Origin of the sequence: Pseudonocardia halophobica, assembly GCF_027922425.1 — a bacterium.
GTDB lineage: Bacteria > Actinomycetota > Actinomycetes > Mycobacteriales > Pseudonocardiaceae > Pseudonocardia > Pseudonocardia halophobica.
Genome location: NZ_BSFQ01000002.1, coordinates 363,895 through 382,026 on the forward strand (window position 1 = coordinate 363,895; position 18,132 = coordinate 382,026).

Below are 18,132 nucleotides of genomic sequence, written 5' to 3' on the forward strand. Positions count from 1 at the left end.
CGATCCGGCCGGCCACGCACTGCCCCTTCAGGCAGTGGCCGGGGCCCGAGGTCCCGGTGCTCGCTCGAGTGCGCGGTGGGCTCTTGACCTGAACCCTGGTCGAGGGTGCACGGTTGGCCACATGGCTGTCGCGTTCAACCACACCATCGTCGCCACCCGCGACCAGGAGGCCGGTGCGCGTTTCCTCGCCGAGGTGCTCGGGCTGCCGGCGCCGACCCGCTTCGGGCCGTTCAGCGTCGTGGCGCTACCCGACGGGGCGAGCCTCGACTTCATGGACAGCGAGGAGGTGCATCCGCAGCACTACGCGTTCCTCGTCTCCGAGTCCGCGTTCGACGCCGTCGTCGGGCGGCTGCGGGAGCGGGGCGTGCCGATCTACGCCGACCCCTGGCACGGCACGCCGGGCCACAACACGAACGACGGCGGCCGCGGGGCCTACTTCGACTCCCCGGAGGGCCACAACCTCGAGGTGATCACCCGGCCGTACGGCAGCGGTCAGGCGTAGCCCCACCCCGGCCGACGACGTGGACCGGGGCCTCAGCTCCGCGTGGCCGCCAGCTTCGTCGCGAGGGCGGCGAGGGTCTCCTGCGCCGCGGCGAACTCGGCGGCGGCTCGGCCGCGCTGGTCCGCGAGGGCAGGGACGGTTTCGGCGAGGCCGAGTGGGACCGTCACGACGGTGACGGCCATGCCGAGCGACGCACCCAGCACGATCTCCAGTACCGGGACGGCGTGGTCCCAGCCCTCCTGCGCCGTGCCGGGGTCGTACACCGCGCCCTGGCTGCTCACGACGACCGCCGGGCGGCCTGCGAGGGGCTGGGTCGGCCCGTCGAACGGGACCGTGACCCCGGGGATGTGGATGTAGTCCAGCCAGGCCTTGAGCGTGGAGGGGACCGAGTAGTTGTAGAGCGGGGCGCCGACCAGCAGGACGTCCGCGTCGGTCAGCTCCTCGATCAGTTCGCGCTGCAGGGTCTCGGCCTCCAGCGGCGGTGCGGCGCCTGCGGGGCGCAGCCGGGGAGGCCAGTGCAGTGCCGGGTCCGGGAAGTGGGGGAGCGCGTCGCGGTGCAGGTCACGGCGGAGGACGAGGTGGTCCGGGCCGGCGTTGCGCCAGACCTCGGCGAACCGGGCGGTCAACGCCCGCGTGCGGGAATGCTGGAGGTCGGCGGAGGAGTCGAGGTGCAGCAGCGTCGGCACGAACCCGCACGCTACCTGCCGGGTCCAGGGCCGGCGCTCAGGTTCGTGCGGGCGCGGTGAGGCGGGCGGTGAGGTCGGCGGCTCCGGGGCCGGCCAGCTGGGGCAGGGCGGCGTGGCGCCCGGTGCACACGAGGAGGAGCGCGGCCATGGGGCCGTGGACCTGCGGGCCCTGGCCGGCGGACCACGGCGTGTCGGTGGCGGTCAGGCGGAACCCGGTCACCGCCCGCGTCGCGGGGGCGGGCGGTGGCCATCGCATGGACAGCACCCGGGTCGCGGCGACGGCCGCGGCCGTCGGCGGCATGTCGTGCCTGCAGCCGAGCGGGATGGCGATGTCCTGGGAGTGGACGAGGATGTCGATGAGTGTCTCGAGCCGGGTGACTCCGAGGGTGTGGCGCCGGGAGCCGACCGTCGCGCGGATCTCGGCGACGATCTGCCCGGTCGGCACGGCCGCGGCGCGGCGACGGGCCGCCTCCTGGATCGTGCGGTCCAGGCTGCCGCGCCACCGGGCCAGCGTTGCGAGCAGGTCGCGGAGGCCGAGCTGTTGCTGGGTCAGGTGCGCGGCGACGTCGCGCACGGTCCAGCCCGTGCACAGCGAGGGCTGCCGCCACTGCTCGTCGGAGAGACCCTCGAGCAGGTCGGCCAGGCAGCGCCGCTGCGCGTCGATGACCTGCCAGACCTGGTCGGGGTCCATGACGGCGGGGCGGCGCGGCTGGTCGGTCATGTCGGCACCTCCGTGGGGCGTGGGCGGACCACACCGGTGACGAGCGCTTCGATCTGCGGGTAGGGGTCGAACGCCGGATCGGGAACGGCCAGTTCGTGCAGGACGATCCCCGTCCAGTGGTTCATGATGATCGGGGCGTCGCGCTCGGGGTCGGTGGAGCCGGCGATACGCAGCCAGTTCATGAACCAGGTGTTGACGCGGGCACCGGTCGCCAGGAGTTGAGCCTGGAGCGACGGGTGGATGCCGGCCTCGACCAGGATCGCGTACCGGGCCAGGGTCAGCACGCGCTGTCGGCCGGTCGCCTCCTGCGCGAACACGGCCAGGGAGCGGGCGAGCTCCTGCGGGGTGACCGGGTACATCCTCGTGGCGAGGTCCTCCCAGTTCGCCCGTTCCCGGGCGGCGAACCGCTCCACCACCGCGTTGAGCAGGGTGTCCCGGGTGCGGAAGTGGTTCGAGGTGGACCCGGCGGGCAGGCCGGCGGCGGCATCCACCGCGCGGTGGGTCAGCCCGTGCATCCCGGACCGGCCGAGCACGGAGATCGCGGCGTCGAGGAGCTGCTCCCGACGGCTGCTCATAGGGGAATACTACGACCGTCGGTCAGATCACTACAAGCGTAGTGGAGGAGAGCCGCCGGGTCCTTGGGGACAGCACCGTTGTGGGCCGGTGGTGTGGAGCTACGACGTCAGGCCCAGATCAGGTTGTCGGCGAGCCCGGATGCCGAGGCTTCGTCGTGAGTGAGCAGCTCGTGCGGGTCGCGACGGAGGGCTTGCAGGACGACGAGCGCCGCGAGGTGACGTTCGTCGGCCTCGCGGAGCACGCGGGTGCGGGTGCTGCCGGCCGGTCCGACGAAGGCCCGTGGCGTCGGGTGGCTGTGGCAGGTTCCCGCGATCACGGTCCACGGCGTGTGGTCGCGCGCGGCCGTCCGGGCGCGCAGGAGGAAGGGCGAGGTTCCGTCGATCCGGCAGTCGAGCCCGGCCCGTCGGACGATCTGGGCGACCAGTTGGACGTCGAGGGCGTCGGCTCCGTCGTCCCCGTCGTCCCCGCCGTCGCCGTGGCTGCGGGTCGGCGTCCCGGTCACGCCGCCGATCACCCGCTCCCGACCAGCCGTCATCGTCTCGTCGTCCCTTCACTCGATCGACCCCGGAACCGCACAGGAACTCGGCCCCTCGCTCGGGGTGGGGGCATGAAAGGGTCGGCAGGGGGAGAGGCGACCCCGCACGCTGTCCGGGTACGTCCCGGACGACATCCACGATGCCGCGGAACCCGCCTCGGGCCACGGGCTGCGGGCCACCAACTGCGCCCCCGCGGGTTTGCCGAACCTCGGCAAGGTCCGCTGAGGAGGGATCAGGTGGGGTCGGGGGCGGGAAGGTCACGTCGGGGCCAGCCGAGCAGGCGGGCGCCCAGGACGGCGGCGTGCACGGTGAACCGTTGTGCAGGGTCGGTCGGGTCGTAGCCGGTGAGCTCGGCGATGCGCTCCAGCCGGTAGGTCACCGCCCGCACGGACAGGTGCAGCCGCCGCGCGGTCTCGGTCACCACGCATCCGGTGGCGAAGTAGGCGTCGAGGGTCTCCAGCAGCGGACCGGCGCCGCCGCGTGCCTTGGCGAGCGGGCTGGCGACGGCCTGCACCAGGTCGGTGATGGCGGGCTGGTCGCGCAGCAGGACCCGGTAGATCAGCAGGTCCTCGGCCCGCACGACGGGCATCTCCAGCTGCAGGCGCGCGGCCATGCCCAGCGCTTCGCGGGCCTCCTCGTAGGAGCGGGCGATGCCGTAGGAGCCCGGGTACGGCCGGCCCACCGCGATGCGCCACGGGCCGCCGCGCGGGACGCGGGTCAGGTCGCTGTGCATCAGCTCGCCCAGCCCGTCGCGGAGGGCCCCGGGTGGCCCTGCGGCGGTTTGTCCGGTCGGTGTGGCGGGCGCGACGACGACGATGCTGCCGTCCTTGGTGGCGACGAGCACGTCGCGGTCCCCGATCCCCTGCACGACCGCCCGCTCCAGGCTGCTCAACGCGGCCTCCGCGTCGACGAGCCGGCCGGTGGGCGCGGCCAGCGCCACCTGGTGGGGCTGGGCCATGTCCAGCCCGAACGGCTCGGCCCGCTCGACCAGCGCGCCGATGTCCGCGTCCCCGCGCAGCAGGTCCTCGATCAGTTCGCGCCGCAGCGTCTCCTCGCTGCGCATCATGTCCCGGCGCGCCGCGGTGTAGCCCTCGGCGAGGCCGGCCACGGCGCGGTCGACCGCGCGCATGACCGCCTCGGCGGCGGTCGCCGTGGTCGCGGCGTCGGGGAACGTCACGACCCCGGGCAACTCCCGCCACAGCCGCCAGGCCGCCGACAGGTACAGCTGCACGGCGTTCCCGGCGGACACCCCGAGCTCGGCGGCCCGACGGCCGTTGAGCCCGACCGCGTCGAGCTCGGCCCTGTCCGGCCGGCGCCCGGTCGTGGCGGCCTCGACCAGCATCGACAGGAACCCCCCGAGCAGCTCGACCGGTACCCCGCCCGCGCCCTGGCCGGCTTCCTGCGCGACCCGGTGCAACCAGGCGCTCTGCTCCCCGTTCCGTGCTCGCCGGTCGGGCGGGCCACTGGATCCCGTGGTCGGGTGGGTCATCGGTGTCGTTCTCCTCCGCGGCACCTTCGGCGAGGTCCGCCGTGCCGGCTCCCCGTTGCCGGAGACCGGCAACCTTAGCCAGGGGGTCAACCTGCCGGCAGCATCCTCGTCGCTACTCGGTCCCGGGCGCCGCGCGGTAGGGAACCGCACGCATCAGCGTGACCTGCATGGCCTGGCCGTTCGGGAGCGCGTACTCCACTTTCTCGCCCTGCTGCGTCCCGGGCAGGGCCTGGCCCAGTGGTGAATCCGGCGAGCAGGTCATCAGGTCGTCCGGGTACGCGCCCTCCTCGTGGTGGGCGAGGAGGAACGTCTCGGTCTCCTGGTCGTCCTCGTAGCGCACGGTCAGCACCATGCCGGGTTCGGCCACGCCGTCGTCCGGAGGATCCTGCCCGACCAGGGGGTTCTGCAGCAGTTCCTGCAACTTCCGGATCCGGTTCTCGCGCTCCCGACGGTCGGTCAACAGCTGCTGGTCGGTGTTGTGGTCGGCACTGTCCCCGACGAACTGCTCGGCAGCGGACCCACCGAGTCCCTCGGTGCGCTGCCGCAGCAGCCCGATCAGTTCTGCCTTGAGGTGCTCGTAGGCGCTCGGTGCCAACCAGACCTGGGCCTCGGTCACGTCCTTGACTCCTCACGGGAAAGGAAGAGAACCGGATCGACCGCGATTCGAGCGGGCGACCCGGTTGTGGGGAATGCGAACGAGCACGGCCCGAAGCGCGTCGGACCGTGCTCGATGACGGTCGAGCCTGTGATCGCTAGATGGAGGCGTCGACCGTTTCCGACTGTCGGCACCCGAATCTCCCCGGGGCCGGTGGCCGGTACGGCAACGTGTACCACAACCTCCGAAGTCTTCGGCAAATCTTGCCGAGTCCCGGAAACGAGTGCCGGTGCGAGGTTGCGGGACCTCGCCCTGCCCGCACCGGAGATTCGCGGGCATGGTGGATGGCGGGCCTGCCGACCTCCTCCGTGTGGCGCCACACAGTCGGCAGGCCCACCAGCTTCTGACCAGCACCGGGCCTCGCCGTACGCCGAGCCCGGTGCGGCCGTGTCGAGTGAACCGACAACTGCTGTGGAGTCGGCTGTGCGGCCACGCGTCATCGTGGGCGTGGGCGGACGAGGAGCTCGTCGACGCGTCGTGGACACCGCGGTGTCGCTGGCCCGCGGGACCGGCGCGGTCCTCTACGCGGTCGACGTCCGTCACGGTGACGGGACGAGCAGCCGCTGGGGGCCGCCGGCGATGCAGAACGCCTACCACGCGCTGGCGCAGGCATCGGCCCCGGTCGACGACGTCGACGTCCGCATCGTGGTCACGACGGGCGATCCGGACGAGACGCTGCTCCGCCTGGCCGACCGTCCCGGGGACCTGCTCGTCCTCGGTCACTCCCGACGGGCTCCCACCCGGGGCGCCGAGCGGCCCCTCGCTCTCCGGTGCGCCGCGCGGGCGCACTGCTCAGTGGTGGTCGTGCCGTGTGAGCAGCCGCAGGTCGAGGCGTGAGACGGCGCCGTCGTCCACGAGAACACCCGACCCATGGTCGGCCCTCGCCGATGCCGGCCTCAGGCCAGGCCCTTGCTCGTGTCGTTGCGGGTCGCGTCGCCGAGCTGGGATCCGCCGTCGACGTCGAGGATCGTCCCGCTCACGTACGAGGCGGACGGGCTGGAGAGGAAGACCGCGGCCTCGGCGACCTCCTCGATCTCGCCCCAGCGCTTCATCGGGATCCGCGCGTAGTGGGCCGCGCGGGTGCTGTCGTCGGGCGCGAGCCGGGCCATGCCCTCGGTGCCCGCGATGGGGCCGGGGGAGATGCCGTTGACGCGCACGTCGGGGCCCCACTCCATGGCCAGTACCCGGACGAGCTGGTTGATCCCGGCCTTGGCGGCGCAGGCGTGCGCCTGCATGGGCATGGCGTTGACCGCCTGGCCCGCCGTGATCGCGATGAGCGAGGCGCCCGGGGTGCGGAGCAGGTCGTAGCAGCCGCGGAAGACGTTGAACGTGCCGTTGAGGTCGATGTCCACGACCGTGCGGAAGGCGTTGGCCGACATCTTCGCGGCCGGGGCCAGGAAGTTGCCGGCCGCGCCGGACACCACGACGTCGAGCGGGCCGAGCTCTGCCGCGACCTGCTCCATCGCGCCGCGGATGGCCTCGTAGTCGCGCACGTCCGCCGACAGGCCCAGCGCGCCGGGGCCGATCGAGTCGGCCGCTGTCTTCGCCTTCTCGGGGTTCCGCCCGGCCACGGCCACCCGCGCCCCGAGTTGCGCGAACCTGCGGGCGATACCGAGGTTGATGCCGCTCGTGCCGCCCGCCACGAAGACCGTGCGATCCGCCATCAGGTCGTCGTCGAACGCGCTCATCGTCCTGTCCTCTCCGTCGAGTCCCCTGACATCATGGAGTGCTGAACGCGCGTTCAGTTCGCCTGCGGGGGTGATCTCGGACACCGAGCCGATGCCCTGCGGCAGAGGGCCTCGGCCGGAGGGCCTCACGCGTCGCACGCGGCGGTCAGTGCGCGCTCGTGTGTCTCGGGGAGGCGGCGCAGGCAGCCGACGGCGATCGCCAGCAGTCCCGCGATGCACAGGCCGAGGGTGATCGGGCCCCAGGCCGAGGCGGTCAGCGGGGCGGCGACCACGAGGATGACGGCGCCACCGGCGACCCCACCGAGGTTGTAGCTCACTCCGGAGCCGGTGTAGCGGTACCGGGTGGAGAACATCTCCGGCAGGTAGGCGCCCAGCGGGCCGTAGGCGGGGCCGAGCAAGGCGAGCAGGACGACGATCCCGGCGCCGATCGCGAAGGGCGAACGGGTGTCGAGGAGCGGGAAGAGCACGAGGGACCACACGGCCAGGCCGATGCAGCCCGCCGTGACGAGTCGGCGGCGTCCGAGGCGGTCGGACAGAATGGCGGCGTAGGCGGTGGTCGCCACCGAGACGAGCGCGGCGATGATGTCGATCACGAGGATGCCGGCCTTGCTCATGCCCAGGCTGCCGGTCGCGTAGCTCGTCAGGTAGGACGTGGCGACGGACATGGCGGCGAACACGCCGGTGGCCAGGCCGGTCGCGAGCAGCATCGTCCGGGGCTGGCGCCGCCACACCTCGAGGAAGGGCACGCCGCGGCGGGTGGTCGTGCGGGCGGCGTCGGTGAACACGGGCGTCTCGTCGGTGTGCAGGCGCACGTAGAGCCCGACCCCGATCAGCAGCGCACTGAGCAGGAACGGCACGCGCCAGCCCCAGGAGACGAAGGCGTCGCTCGTCTCTCCGATGCCGAGGTCGACGGCGAGGAAGGTGGCGGTGGCGAGCGCGAACGCGACGGTCGCGCCGACCTGTGGGTAGAGGGCGAAGCGGCCGCGCTGCCCGTCGGGGGCGTTCTCGGTCGCGAACAGGGCGGCCCCGGCCCATTCGCCGCCCACGGCCAGACCCTGGACGGCGCGGAGGACGATCAGCAGGATCGGGGCGGCGACGCCGAGGGTCGCGGCGCCGGGCATCAGCCCGACGGCGACGGTGCACAGGCCCATCGTCATCAGCGTGACGATCAGGGTCCGCTTGCGGCCGAGCCGGTCCCCGACGTGGCCGAAGAGGATCGATCCGACCGGCCGGAACACGTACACCAGGGCGAAGGTCCCGAACGCCGCGATCGTGCCGACGACGCCGCCCACGGCGGGGAAGAAGACCTTGTGGAAGACGAGGGCGGCGGCCGTGCCGTAGATGAAGTAGTCGTAGAACTCGATCGTGGTGCCCGCCATGCTGGCCAGGTTGATCCGGCGGACCGCCGTGCGGTCGGGCCGCGGGCCCGCGGAGGGCGTCGGGCCGGGGGACGGCGGGGTGCGGACGGCTGCGGACACGGTTCCCTCTCCGGTCGGTCTGGTGGGTGACCTCCAGCGTCGACCTGCGAGGGCGCCGCCGGGATCGGCTGGCCGGCCGGGCCCGTTGATGACTCAGGGGTCGGGCGATCAGGGGACGGTCCGTGTCGTCAGGACCTGCGGTGGTCTCAGCCTCCGAGCAGTGAACGCAGGAAGAGCAGGAGGTTGGCGGGACGCTCGGCCATCCGCCGCATGAGGTACGGGTACCACTGGCCGCCGAAGGGGACGTAGACCCGCACCCGGTAGCCCTCGGCGGCCAGTCGCTCCTGCAGGTCCCGGCGCACGCCGTAGAGCATCTGGAACTCGAAGTCGCGGCGATCGACGCCGAGCCGGTCGGCCTCGGCCCTGACGTGGTCGATGCACACGTCGTCGTGCGTGCCGAAGGCCGGGTCGGGCAGGTTCGCGAGCGCCCAGCTCGCCAGGTACCGGTACTGGGCGGTGATCTCCTCCCGCTCCTGCAGCGCCTTCTCGATCGGCTCGAGGAAGGCCCCCTTGACCAGGCGGATGCGCGGCTTGACGTCGGTGAACGAGCCCAGGTCCTCCGGGCAGCGCCGCATCGCGGCCTGCTGCGCCACGCGGGTCCGCGGGAAGGACGGCAGGAACGTCCGGTAGATCTCCAGGGTCTGGGGGCCGACCGAGCTGTGCTCCATGTCCACCTCGACGGTGACCCCGCACTCCTCGGCGACCTCGAGGAGCTGCTTGAGGTGGCCCGCGCACACGCTCTGGTCCAGGCCGACCCCCAGCTGCGAGAGCTTCACCGACACCGTCCCACCGGGGGCGCGGTCGGCGATCGCGTGGATCGTCTCGACATAAGCCGCCGTCGCCGCAGCGGACTCCCGCAGGTCGCCGACGGTCTCGCCGAGCAGGTCGAGGCTCACGTCGATGCCCTTGGCGTGGAGCGACCGCGACACGGCGATGACGTCGTCGAGGGTGGTGCCGGCGACGTACCGGGAGACGAGCCCACTGGTCAGGCGACTGCGGCTCACCAACTTCTCGAGCCGCACGTTCCCGGCGGCCAGGAGCAGCAGCTTCCTGATCATGTTCTTCCTCCTGCATCGCGTGCGTCGGATGGCATGAACGCATCGAGGACAGGGAGGAGGGGCCGGCGCCGGGCCTCGGACGCGGCGTCGCTGTCCTTCTCCGGGCTCCCAGAGTAGGATGTAATCACAGATCACACAATGGGCCGGTCGACGCGCTCATGCGGCGGCCGGGGAGTCCCGAGCCGCGGATCGCTGCCGGTCCGCAGGCCGGGCTCTCGGGGAGCCGGCGTTGAGGGTGGTGCCATGGCGATGTCGAAGCTGGAGAGCCTGTCCTTGCTGCCGGACAGGGTCTTCACGGCGATCCGCGAGCAGATCATGAACGGCGGGATGCCGGCCGGGCACCGGCTGCGGATCCGCGACCTCGCAGCGGAACTCGGTACCAGCGTGATGCCGGTGCGGGAGGCGATCCGCCGCCTGGAGGAGGCGGGGCTCGCCGAGAGCGTCCCGCATCGTGGCGCGGTGGTCCGCGGGCTGACGCTGGTCGAGCTGCGCGACGTGTACTACGTGCGCCGGGTCCTCGAGGTCGATGCTGCCCGACTGGGCGCCCCGAACATGACCGACGAGGACGCCGCGGTCATGGCGGCGCACTGCGCGGCGATGTCGGAGGCAGTGGCGGCCGGCGACGTGGTGACCGCGCTCGATGCCGACGAGGCCCTCCTGGCCACGCTCTACGCCGCGGGCGGCAACGCCGTCCTCCTCGACACGATCCGGGGTCTGTGGGAGCGCTGCCGGGTGTACAAGATCGTCGGCGCGCGCCGGGCGGTCGAGGAGGACGACGGGACGTTGTGGTCGTTCCAACCGCGTCTGGTCGAGGCGGCGCGCGACCACGACGCCGTGGCCGCCGCGGCCGTCACCGAGGCGTCGCTGCTCAGCGCCACGGCGCGCATCGAGCATCAGCTCGGGGGCGTGGGCTGATCGGACGCGCGAGGCAGACGCTCGTTCAGCGCATCTCGCCGGCCCCGACGTAGGGGTGCGGGCTGCGCAGCAGGTCGCCCTCCGAGAAGCGGCAGAGCCGGAAGTCCCGGGCCGGGATGGTCGGGACGGAGAGCCGGTGGCGGCTCCCGCGGTCGTCATGCCTTCTCCCTCGGGGCGGCCGACTCCGCGGGCGCGTCGGTCGTGCTCGGGTGATCGGCCCGGCGGCTCCCGGACGCCGCCGCCGCGGAGCGCCCGAGGCGGAAGCGGCTCCAGTCGAAGCCTCCGGCGGGCGGTCCCCAGATGACCAGGAACTCCGCCGGGTCCGGCCCGTCGTTGCGGACGCCGTGGGGCAGGCCGGGCGGGGCGATGAAGGCGTCGCCGGGGGAGAGGTCGGTGGCCGTCTCGCCGACCAGCAGGGTCGCCCGGCCGCGGACGAGGACGTAGACCTCCTCGAGCTCGCCGGCCGCCGCGCCGTCCTCGCCCGGCATCGGAGGGTGGGCGTGCACTCCCTCGGTGGCGCCCGGCGGGAAGGACCACCGGTTGATCGCCACCGGGAGCTGTGTGCGCTCGCGGAAGAACCACTGGACGCCGACGGGGATCGTGCCGTCGTGCAGCACGTGACCGAAGGCGCCGTCGCCTGATCGCTCGACGTGGGTGTCCTTGCTGTCCATGGTCGCGACCTCCTCAGCCCATGTGCGGGTACGTCCGGTCCATGTCGGGCGACAGGTTCTCCTCGAGGAAACGACCGCTGACCCAGCGCTGCAGGGCCAGGACCGATCCCGTCCTGTCGTTGGTGCCCGATCCCGCCGGCGCCGAACGACTGCTGGCCCATCGTGGTCCCGGTGGGACGCCGCCCGCGCCGCCGCCCGGGCCCCTCTGCGCGGCTTCTCCGACAGCGTGCGGGCACTTCTCGCGCGCTGAGCCGGCCTGGTCTTGTCCGGGCCCGGTTCGTGGCCTACCGTCGTCGACGAGTGGTATTCGAACATCTGCAGGTGACCGAGGAGTCCCATGTCACCGACGAGTCCTGACGGGCACGCACGTCGTGCCGGACAGGTGCGGGTCGCCGTGGACACCGGCGGCACCTTCACCGACGTCGCGGTCCGGCGACCGGACGGCTCGGTCGAGGTGTGGAAGGTGTCCTCGAGCCCGCAGGCGCCGGACGACGCGGTGGTGCGCGGGGTCAAGGAGGCCCTCGAACGGGCCGGGGCGGACTTCGGCTCGGTCGAGCGGTTCGTCCACGGCACCACGGTCGCGACGAACACCCTGCTCACGCGCACCGGTGCCCGGGTCGGGCTGGTTACGACCGCCGGGTTCGCGGACATGCTCCACATCGGGCACCAGAGCCGCCCAGCCCTCTACGACCTGTCGGTGCGGCGCGCCGCCCCGCTGGTCCCGCACGAACTGACCTGGGAGGTCACCGAGCGGTTGGCGGCCGACGGCGCGGTGCTCGTCGCACCCGCCGAAGCGGAGCTGGACCGGCTCGCCGAGCGGATCCGGGCCGCCGCTCCGCAGGTCGTCGTCGTCTCGTTGCTCAACGCCTACGTCGATCCGGCGCACGAGCAGCGCGTCGTGGAGCACCTGCGTCGGGCCGGGGCGGCCCCGTCGGTGCTCGCCGCCACGGCGGTCACCCCGGAGATGCGCGAGTACGAGCGCACCTCCACCGCCGTCGTCTCCGGTTACGTCCAGCCGGCGATCGCCGACTACCTCGAGCGACTCGAGACTCGGCTCGCCGAGCGGGCGATGCCGGCGCGGGTGTGGGTCATGCAGTCCAACGGGGGTCTGCTCGGCGCCGGCAGTGCCCGCGAGCACAGCGTCCGGACCGTGCTGTCCGGCCTGGTCGGCGGGGTGGTCGGCGCAGCGCGGTGGGCATCGCAGCTGGGTCTGCCCCGCGTGGTGAGCTTCGACATCGGGGGCACGAGCACCGACATCGCGCTGATCCGTGACGGCGTGCCCGGCGAGATGACCTCCGGTGAGCTCGAGGGCTACCCGCTGCGGATGCCGGCCGTGGACGTGCACACAATCGGTGCGGGTGGCGGCTCGATCGCGTGGCGGGACGCGGGCGGCAGCCTGCGGGTGGGCCCGCAGAGCGCGGGCGCGCGTCCCGGCCCGGTCTGCTACGGCCGCGGCGGCGAGCAGATCACGGTGACCGACGCCCACGCCCTGCTCGGCCGGCTGGGCAGCAGCCTGCTCGGCGGCCGGCTCGCGCTCGACCTGGACGCCGCACGCGAACGGCTGGCGGCCTTCGCCGGCGAGCTCGGGCTCGACGAGGAGGAGGCCGCCGCCGGCGTGCTGCGCGTCATCACCGCGACCATGGCCCGCGGGGTGCGCAAGGTCAGCATCGAGCGCGGCATCGACCCGCGTGACTGCGTGCTGATGGCCTTCGGTGGTGCCGGCCCGCTGCACGCCACCGACCTCATCCGCGAGCTGGGGATGAAGGGCGCGGTCGTGCCGCCGCATCCCGGGATCGCCTCGGCGGTGGGCATGCTCGACGCCCCGGTGCGGCACGACTTCGCGGCCGCCGCGTCCGCGACCAGCGCAGCCGAGCTCGACACGGTGGCTCGCACCCTCGAGGAGCTCACGGCGGACGCGATCCGCTTCCTGGAACAGCGCGAGCGAGTCGATCCGGCACTGGTCACCGTCGACCGGCTCGTCGACGCCCGCTATCTGGGGCAGAGCTACGCCCTGACCGTGCCCTGGCAGGCGGACTTCGCCGCGCTGCGCAAGGCCTTCGACAACGCGCACCTGGAGCGCTACGGCTTCGACGATCCCGACGCCGTGCTGGAGATCGTCGCCGTGCGGGCGAGCGCGGTCGTCGAGGCACCCGGCGCGGGCGACGTGCCCGCGACGGTGGCCGAGGGCGCTCCGCCGGAGCCGGTCGACATCCGCTCGGTGCTCTTCGGCGCGCAGCGGCACGCGTGCCCGGTCTACCGCCGCGACGACCTTCCCGCCGGCGTCGAGCTGGCCGGTCCGCTGGTGCTCGAGCAGCTCGACTCGACCGTCGTCGTCGCCCCGGGCCAGGTGTGCCACCACGACACCGTCGGATTCCTCCACATCCACGAGGAGCGCCCGTGACCGCCGACCACTGTTCCGACGATCTCGGGCCCGTGGAGCTGGAGATCGCCCGCAACCGCTTCGAGTCCACGGCGGAGGAGATCGGGACGGCGCTGATCCGCACCTCCTACTCGCCGAACATCAAGGACCGCCGCGACTGCTCGGCGGGGGTGTACTCCCCGACGGGCGAGCTGATCGCGCAGGCCGAGCACATCCCGCTGCACCTGGGACTGATGCCGACCATGGTGCGCAACGTGCTGGCCGAGGTCGGGACCGGCTCGCTCGAGCCCGGGGACGTCCTCATCAGCAACAACCCCTACCTGGGCGGTTCGCACCTTCCCGACACCTGCCTGGTGACCCCGGTCTTCGCCGACGGCCGGCTGGTCGCCGTCGTGGCGAACATGGCTCACCACGTCGACGTCGGCGGGATCGTCCCGGGCTCGATGGCCACGCACGCGACGGAGATCTTCCAGGAGGGCGTGCGCATCCCGCCGGTCAAGCTCGTTCAGCGCGGCGAGCTCCGCACCGACCTGATCGCGCTCCTGATGGCGAACGTCCGCACGGCGGACAAGACCCGCGGCGACCTGATGGCCCAGCTCGCGGCGAACCGGCTCGGTGAACGCCGCATCGGCGAGATGGTCGCGGAGTGGGGCCCCGGGCTCTTCCGGCGATCCTGCTCGGCCCTCGTGCGCTACGCCGAGCGGCGCACCCGCGCCGCCGTCGCCGCCCTGCCGGACGGGATCGCGAGCTTCACCGACCACCTCGAGCACGACGGCGTCGAGCCCCGCTCGATCCCGATCACCGCCACCGTCCGCAAGCGGGGGGACGTCGTGGAGATCGACCTGACGGCCAGCGCCGACCAGGTGCCCGGCGCGGTCAACTGCTCCTACGCGGTCACCGAGGCGTGCGCGGGGTACGTCGTCAAGGCCCTGACCGACCCGACGCTGCCGTCCAACGCCGGCCTGATGCGCCCCGTCCGGGTCCTGACCCGGCCCGGGTCGGTCTGCGCCGCGGAGTTCCCGGCCCCGGTGGCGAACGGGAACACCCAGACCGCGCAGCGCATCGTCGACGCCCTCCTCGGTGCCTTCGCCCAGATCGTCCCGGACCGGGTTCCCGCCGCGTCCAGCGGCAGCATGAGCATCGTGACCATCGGCGGCCGCGACCCGCGCACCGGGCGCTACTACTCCTACGTCGAGACCTACGGGGGCGGACAGGGAGCCGGCCCGCACGCCGACGGCGACAGCGCGGTGCACACGCACATGACCAACACCCGCAACACCCCCTGTGAGGTGATCGAGCGGGAGTACCCGCTGCGGGTCGACCGCTACGCGATCGCGCGCGGCACCGGCGGCGCCGGCCGGTGGCGCGGGGGAGACGGGCTGATCCGGGAGATCACCCTCACCGACGGCGCGGCGACCGCGGTCGTGGCGACCGCCCGCGTCGACAGCCGACCCTGGGGCCTGCACGGGGGCCGGGACGCGACCGGCGCCCGCATCGCCGTCACGCACCGGGACTCCGGCACCACCGAGCTGCCCGCGATGAGCTCCGTCCGGCTCGAGGCCGGAGCCACCCTCTCGGTCCGGACCGCCGGGGGCGGCGGCTTCGGCAAAGACCGATCGACGGCCGCGGGCGTGGAAGGATCGGTCGGTGCCCAAGCGTGATCGCTCGGTGATGGAGCAGGCCTTCCAGGAGATCAGACGAAGGATCATCACGCTGCAGGTCGAGCCGGGGCAGCGGCTCGACGACGTCGCGCTGGCCAAGGACCTGGCGCTCAGCCGCACCCCGGTCCGGGAGGCGCTGTTCCGGCTCGGCGCCGAAGGACTCGTCACTCCCGGCGAGCGCGGAGGGTTCACCGTCCGGCCGCTCGACCTGTTCGACATCAGCCAGCTCTTCGAGGCGCACATCGTCGTGGCCAGAGCCGTGGCCCGGCTCGCCGCGACCCGGGCGACGGACACCGAGATCGACCATCTCGCCGAGCTCACCGACGCCGTCGAGGACGCCGTCCGGGCGGGCGACCCTGCCGGGATCGCAGCCACGAACGCCGAGCTCCATCGCGCGGAGGCGCGCTGTGCCCGCAACGAACACCTGCGCGTGCTGGCGAACAACGTGCAGAACCTGGGCCAACGCCTGTCCTACCTCTGCTTCGGCGGGGACCGTGGCGGCGTCCTCGACCTCGACGACCACCTCGAGCGGGTGTGCACCGACCACACCGCGATGATCGAAGCGCTGCGGACCCGGGACGTCGACGAGGCCGAGCGCGTCGCCGCGCGCCACGTCCACCTGTTCCGCGACCGGGTCGTCGAGTTCTTCGAGGCGACCCCCGTCGAGTCCCTCGGCTTCGACCAGGACCTGCCGCCGGCGTAGGACGCGAGAGGATGCCTTCCGATGGCCGTGATCCATCGCGACGAGCTCATCGAGCTGTGTCGCAGCGCCCTGCTGGCCGCAGGCGCCGGCGCTCGCGACGCCCGCGTGCTGGCCGAGGCGACCGCCGAGGCCGAGGTCATCGGCAACCGGGCCGTCGGGGTCGGGCACCTCTTCGACTATCTCGACGGCTACGCACAGGGTCGGATCAGCAAGGACGCACAACCCGTCGTGCGACGCGTCGCGCCGGCCGTCCTGGATGCCGATGCCCGGTCCGGCCTGGCCCAGACCGCCTTCGCGGACGCCTTCGACGGCCTGCTCGAGGCCACCCGAGAGTCCGGACTCGCCGCGTTGTGGATCCGCAACTCCTTCACCTGCGGGGAGCTCGGCTACTACGCGCGCCATCTCGCCGCACAGGACCTCGTCGCGCTGGCCGCGGCGAACAGCCCCGCGCTGATGTCGATCGGTGGCGCCCGCAGGTCCGTCCTCGGCACCAACCCGCTCGCGTACGGACTCCCGCGTCCGGGCAGGGCGCCGGTCGTCATCGACCAGGCCTCCTCGGCCACGGCGTTCGTCAACGTCCGGCGGGCGGCCGAGGCGGGCGAGCCCATCCCGGCGGGGTGGGCGCTCGACCGTGGCGGCGAGCCGACCCGGGACGCCGACGCGGCCCTCGACGGCACCCTCCTGCCGTTCGGTGGTTACCGGGGCGGGAACGTGGCCCTGCTGGTGGAGGTGCTCGCCACCCTCTCGGGCGCATCGTTCTCGCTGGACGCGGCCCCCTTCCACGAGGGGAGCAGCTCGCCGGGCATCGGCGTGTTCGTGCTCGGTATCGATCCTGCGACCTTCCCCGGCTCCACGGAACGGCTCGCCGGGCAACTCGACACCCTGCGCGCCGAACACGACGTCCGGTTGCCCGCACTCGAGAGGACGGGTCCGGCAGATCGGGTGGAGCTCGAGGCGGCCGTCCTGCAGCGCCTGGAGGACGCCGGCGCGGCGGACCGGGCCGTCGCGTCGACCCAGCGGATCGCGACCGACGAGGACTGACGGGGAGCAGAGATGTCGAACCACGACGTGATCGTCGTCGGCGGCGGACCCGCCGGCGTCGGGACCGCCTACGAGCTGCGGGACTCGGGCCGGGACGTGGTGGTCCTCGAAGCCGCCCCCACCGTGGGGGGCCGGACACTCAGCGTCGATCTTCCCGGCGGGAAGGCCAACACCGGGGCACTGTTCCTCTACCGCGGCACCCGCAGCGAGGAGGTGGCCGCGGAGCTCGGGCTCTCGACGGTGCCCTTCCTCCCGACCACCTACGGGATCTCGGAGGGCGGCCGCACCTCGGTCTCGCCCGACCTGCAGGACCTGGTCGACGGCCTCGGCCTCGCCGACGACGAGCGTGCGGCGCTGCTCGGGACGCTGCAGGACGCGGTCGCGGAGTACCGGGAGTACACGGCCGGAGGGCAGCTGTCGCGGTCCAGCACGAGCCTGGCCGGCGAGACCGTCGCCCAGCGGTTCGCGACGCTGCCCGAACGGGCCCGCCGCATCCTCGAGACCGCGGTGCAGGGTGGCTCCGTCGGACGCACCGACACCCTCAGCGCGCAGTACGCGTTGCGCTACTTCGCCAGCTACCCGGCCCTGGAACGGGAGAACCGGCTCCTCGCGCTCGAGGGTCAGCAGGCCCTCTCCCTCGGCATGGCCGCCCGCCTCCCCGAGGGCAGCGTGCACCTGTCCACCGCCGTCGAACGGGTCGTCCCCGACGAGGAGTCGGCGACCTACCGCGTCACGGCGACCGGGCCCGACGGACCCGTGGACCTCCGGGCCCCGCAGGTCGTGCTGGCCGTGCCCGCCCCGCTGGTGGACACCCTCGTCGCCGGCCTCCCGGAGTGGAAGCGGAACGCCCTGGCGGTCGCGGAGACCCCGGGCAGCACGGTCATGATCGTGGCCGCCGACGTCACGGGGGTCGAGGAGCACCGCGACTGGTCGTTCGTCACGACTGTCGGCGCGGCCTTCGACTGCATCATCAACCCGGCCCCCGGCCCGCAGGACTTCCGCGACGGTCGCGACGGCGAGGAGATCGTCCACTACATGTGCTACGGCAACAGCGCAGGTCATCGGCCCGACGTGGTCGAGGACCCGGCCCTGCGGGAGGCCTGGCTGGAGGACTTCCTCACCGTGGCTCCGGGGCTGCGCGGACGCATCCGCGCGGCGCACCTGCAGACCTGGGAGCACTGCTTCGCGCTGCTGAGCCCGCAGCGTGCGGCCGCGGTCCCGGAGCTGCGCAGGGAGGTCGGTGGACTGCACTTCGCCGGGGACTGGACGTCGGAGACGGCCGGGACGCACGGCGCGTTGACGGAGGCCGGGCGGGTTGCGGCAGAGATCCGGGCGCGACGGACCGCCCCGGCGACGGTCACCGGCTGAGAGG

General features: G+C 73.1%; 18 protein-coding genes. 8 read left to right on the forward strand and 10 right to left on the reverse strand.

What is annotated here, in order from left to right; genetic code table 11:
- Positions 1-121 precede the first annotated feature (121 nt).
- Positions 122-502, forward strand: coding sequence for a VOC family protein (locus PKE99_RS04090; RefSeq protein ID WP_037039977.1), 381 nt, complete (start codon positions 122-124; stop codon positions 500-502).
- 32 nt (positions 503-534) lie between these two features.
- Here the strand turns inward: PKE99_RS04090 and PKE99_RS04095 are convergent, their stop codons facing one another.
- From PKE99_RS04095 to PKE99_RS04120, 6 genes are all read right to left on the reverse strand, one after another.
- Complete coding sequence (locus PKE99_RS04095; RefSeq protein ID WP_051736684.1) at positions 535-1,188, reverse strand: FMN-dependent NADH-azoreductase; 654 nt, start codon at positions 1,186-1,188, stop codon at positions 535-537.
- 37 nt (positions 1,189-1,225) lie between these two features.
- On the reverse strand, positions 1,226-1,909 hold the full coding sequence (locus PKE99_RS04100) for a maleylpyruvate isomerase family mycothiol-dependent enzyme (RefSeq protein ID WP_231498024.1): 684 nt from the start codon (positions 1,907-1,909) through the stop codon (positions 1,226-1,228).
- Positions 1,906-2,484 (reverse strand): TetR/AcrR family transcriptional regulator, encoded by a 579-nt coding sequence (locus PKE99_RS04105; RefSeq protein WP_037039979.1) that lies wholly within the window; start codon positions 2,482-2,484, stop codon positions 1,906-1,908. The genes PKE99_RS04100 and PKE99_RS04105 overlap by 4 nt, the downstream gene beginning before the upstream one ends.
- A 107-nt stretch (positions 2,485-2,591) precedes the next feature.
- The gene (locus tag PKE99_RS04110; protein WP_156067073.1) at positions 2,592-3,020 is read right to left on the reverse strand and encodes a hypothetical protein; all 429 of its coding nucleotides are present in this window, start codon (positions 3,018-3,020) and stop codon (positions 2,592-2,594) included.
- Between the two features lie 233 nt (positions 3,021-3,253).
- Complete coding sequence (locus PKE99_RS04115; protein ID WP_051736685.1) at positions 3,254-4,510, reverse strand: PucR family transcriptional regulator; 1,257 nt, start codon at positions 4,508-4,510, stop codon at positions 3,254-3,256.
- A gap of 112 nt (positions 4,511-4,622) precedes the next feature.
- The gene (locus PKE99_RS04120) at positions 4,623-5,126 is read right to left on the reverse strand and encodes a GreA/GreB family elongation factor (RefSeq protein WP_037039981.1); all 504 of its coding nucleotides are present in this window, start codon (positions 5,124-5,126) and stop codon (positions 4,623-4,625) included.
- Between the two features lie 114 nt (positions 5,127-5,240).
- Here PKE99_RS04120 and PKE99_RS04125 point away from each other — a divergent pair, with 114 nt between their 5' ends.
- Positions 5,241-6,002, forward strand: coding sequence for a universal stress protein (locus PKE99_RS04125; protein ID WP_081923699.1), 762 nt, complete (start codon positions 5,241-5,243; stop codon positions 6,000-6,002).
- A 59-nt stretch (positions 6,003-6,061) separates the two neighbouring features.
- On the opposite strand, the gene PKE99_RS04130 is transcribed toward PKE99_RS04125, so the two are convergent.
- The 3 genes from PKE99_RS04130 to PKE99_RS04140 form a co-directional block, all read right to left on the reverse strand.
- Positions 6,062-6,853, reverse strand: a complete 792-nt coding sequence (locus PKE99_RS04130; RefSeq protein ID WP_037039991.1) for an SDR family oxidoreductase — start codon at positions 6,851-6,853, stop codon at positions 6,062-6,064.
- A gap of 125 nt (positions 6,854-6,978) precedes the next feature.
- Entirely contained in the window at positions 6,979-8,331 is a 1,353-nt protein-coding gene (locus tag PKE99_RS04135; RefSeq protein WP_037039993.1) for an MFS transporter, read from the reverse strand.
- A 146-nt stretch (positions 8,332-8,477) separates the two neighbouring features.
- On the reverse strand, positions 8,478-9,389 hold the full coding sequence (locus PKE99_RS04140) for a proline dehydrogenase family protein (protein WP_037039994.1): 912 nt from the start codon (positions 9,387-9,389) through the stop codon (positions 8,478-8,480).
- A 243-nt stretch (positions 9,390-9,632) separates the two neighbouring features.
- On the opposite strand from PKE99_RS04140, the gene PKE99_RS04145 reads away from it, so the two are divergent.
- Positions 9,633-10,304, forward strand: a complete 672-nt coding sequence (locus PKE99_RS04145; protein ID WP_156067076.1) for a GntR family transcriptional regulator — start codon at positions 9,633-9,635, stop codon at positions 10,302-10,304.
- A gap of 155 nt (positions 10,305-10,459) precedes the next feature.
- On the opposite strand, the gene PKE99_RS04150 is transcribed toward PKE99_RS04145, so the two are convergent.
- Positions 10,460-10,975 carry a cupin domain-containing protein gene (locus tag PKE99_RS04150; protein ID WP_037039996.1) on the reverse strand — a complete coding sequence of 172 codons (516 nt, stop codon included), beginning with the start codon at positions 10,973-10,975 and terminating at the stop codon, positions 10,460-10,462.
- A gap of 394 nt (positions 10,976-11,369) precedes the next feature.
- Here PKE99_RS04150 and PKE99_RS04155 point away from each other — a divergent pair, with 394 nt between their 5' ends.
- Genes PKE99_RS04155 through PKE99_RS04175 form a run of 5 tightly spaced genes read left to right on the forward strand, consistent with a single transcriptional unit; the run spans position 11,370 to position 18,128 of the window.
- Positions 11,370-13,376: a hydantoinase/oxoprolinase family protein gene (locus tag PKE99_RS04155; protein ID WP_231498025.1), complete on the forward strand. Its 2,007-nt coding sequence runs from the start codon at positions 11,370-11,372 to the stop codon at positions 13,374-13,376.
- Positions 13,373-15,016 carry a hydantoinase B/oxoprolinase family protein gene (locus PKE99_RS04160; protein ID WP_037039998.1) on the forward strand — a complete coding sequence of 548 codons (1,644 nt, stop codon included), beginning with the start codon at positions 13,373-13,375 and terminating at the stop codon, positions 15,014-15,016. The genes PKE99_RS04155 and PKE99_RS04160 overlap by 4 nt, the downstream gene beginning before the upstream one ends.
- Positions 15,003-15,719 (forward strand): GntR family transcriptional regulator, encoded by a 717-nt coding sequence (locus tag PKE99_RS04165; RefSeq protein ID WP_156067079.1) that lies wholly within the window; start codon positions 15,003-15,005, stop codon positions 15,717-15,719. The genes PKE99_RS04160 and PKE99_RS04165 overlap by 14 nt, the downstream gene beginning before the upstream one ends.
- Positions 15,720-15,740: 21 nt before the next feature.
- A complete protein-coding gene (locus PKE99_RS04170; RefSeq protein ID WP_051736687.1) occupies positions 15,741-16,760 on the forward strand; it encodes an Ldh family oxidoreductase in 1,020 nt (339 codons plus the stop codon).
- A gap of 12 nt (positions 16,761-16,772) precedes the next feature.
- Positions 16,773-18,128, forward strand: coding sequence for a flavin monoamine oxidase family protein (locus PKE99_RS04175; protein ID WP_037040001.1), 1,356 nt, complete (start codon positions 16,773-16,775; stop codon positions 18,126-18,128).
- Positions 18,129-18,132 lie beyond the last annotated feature (4 nt).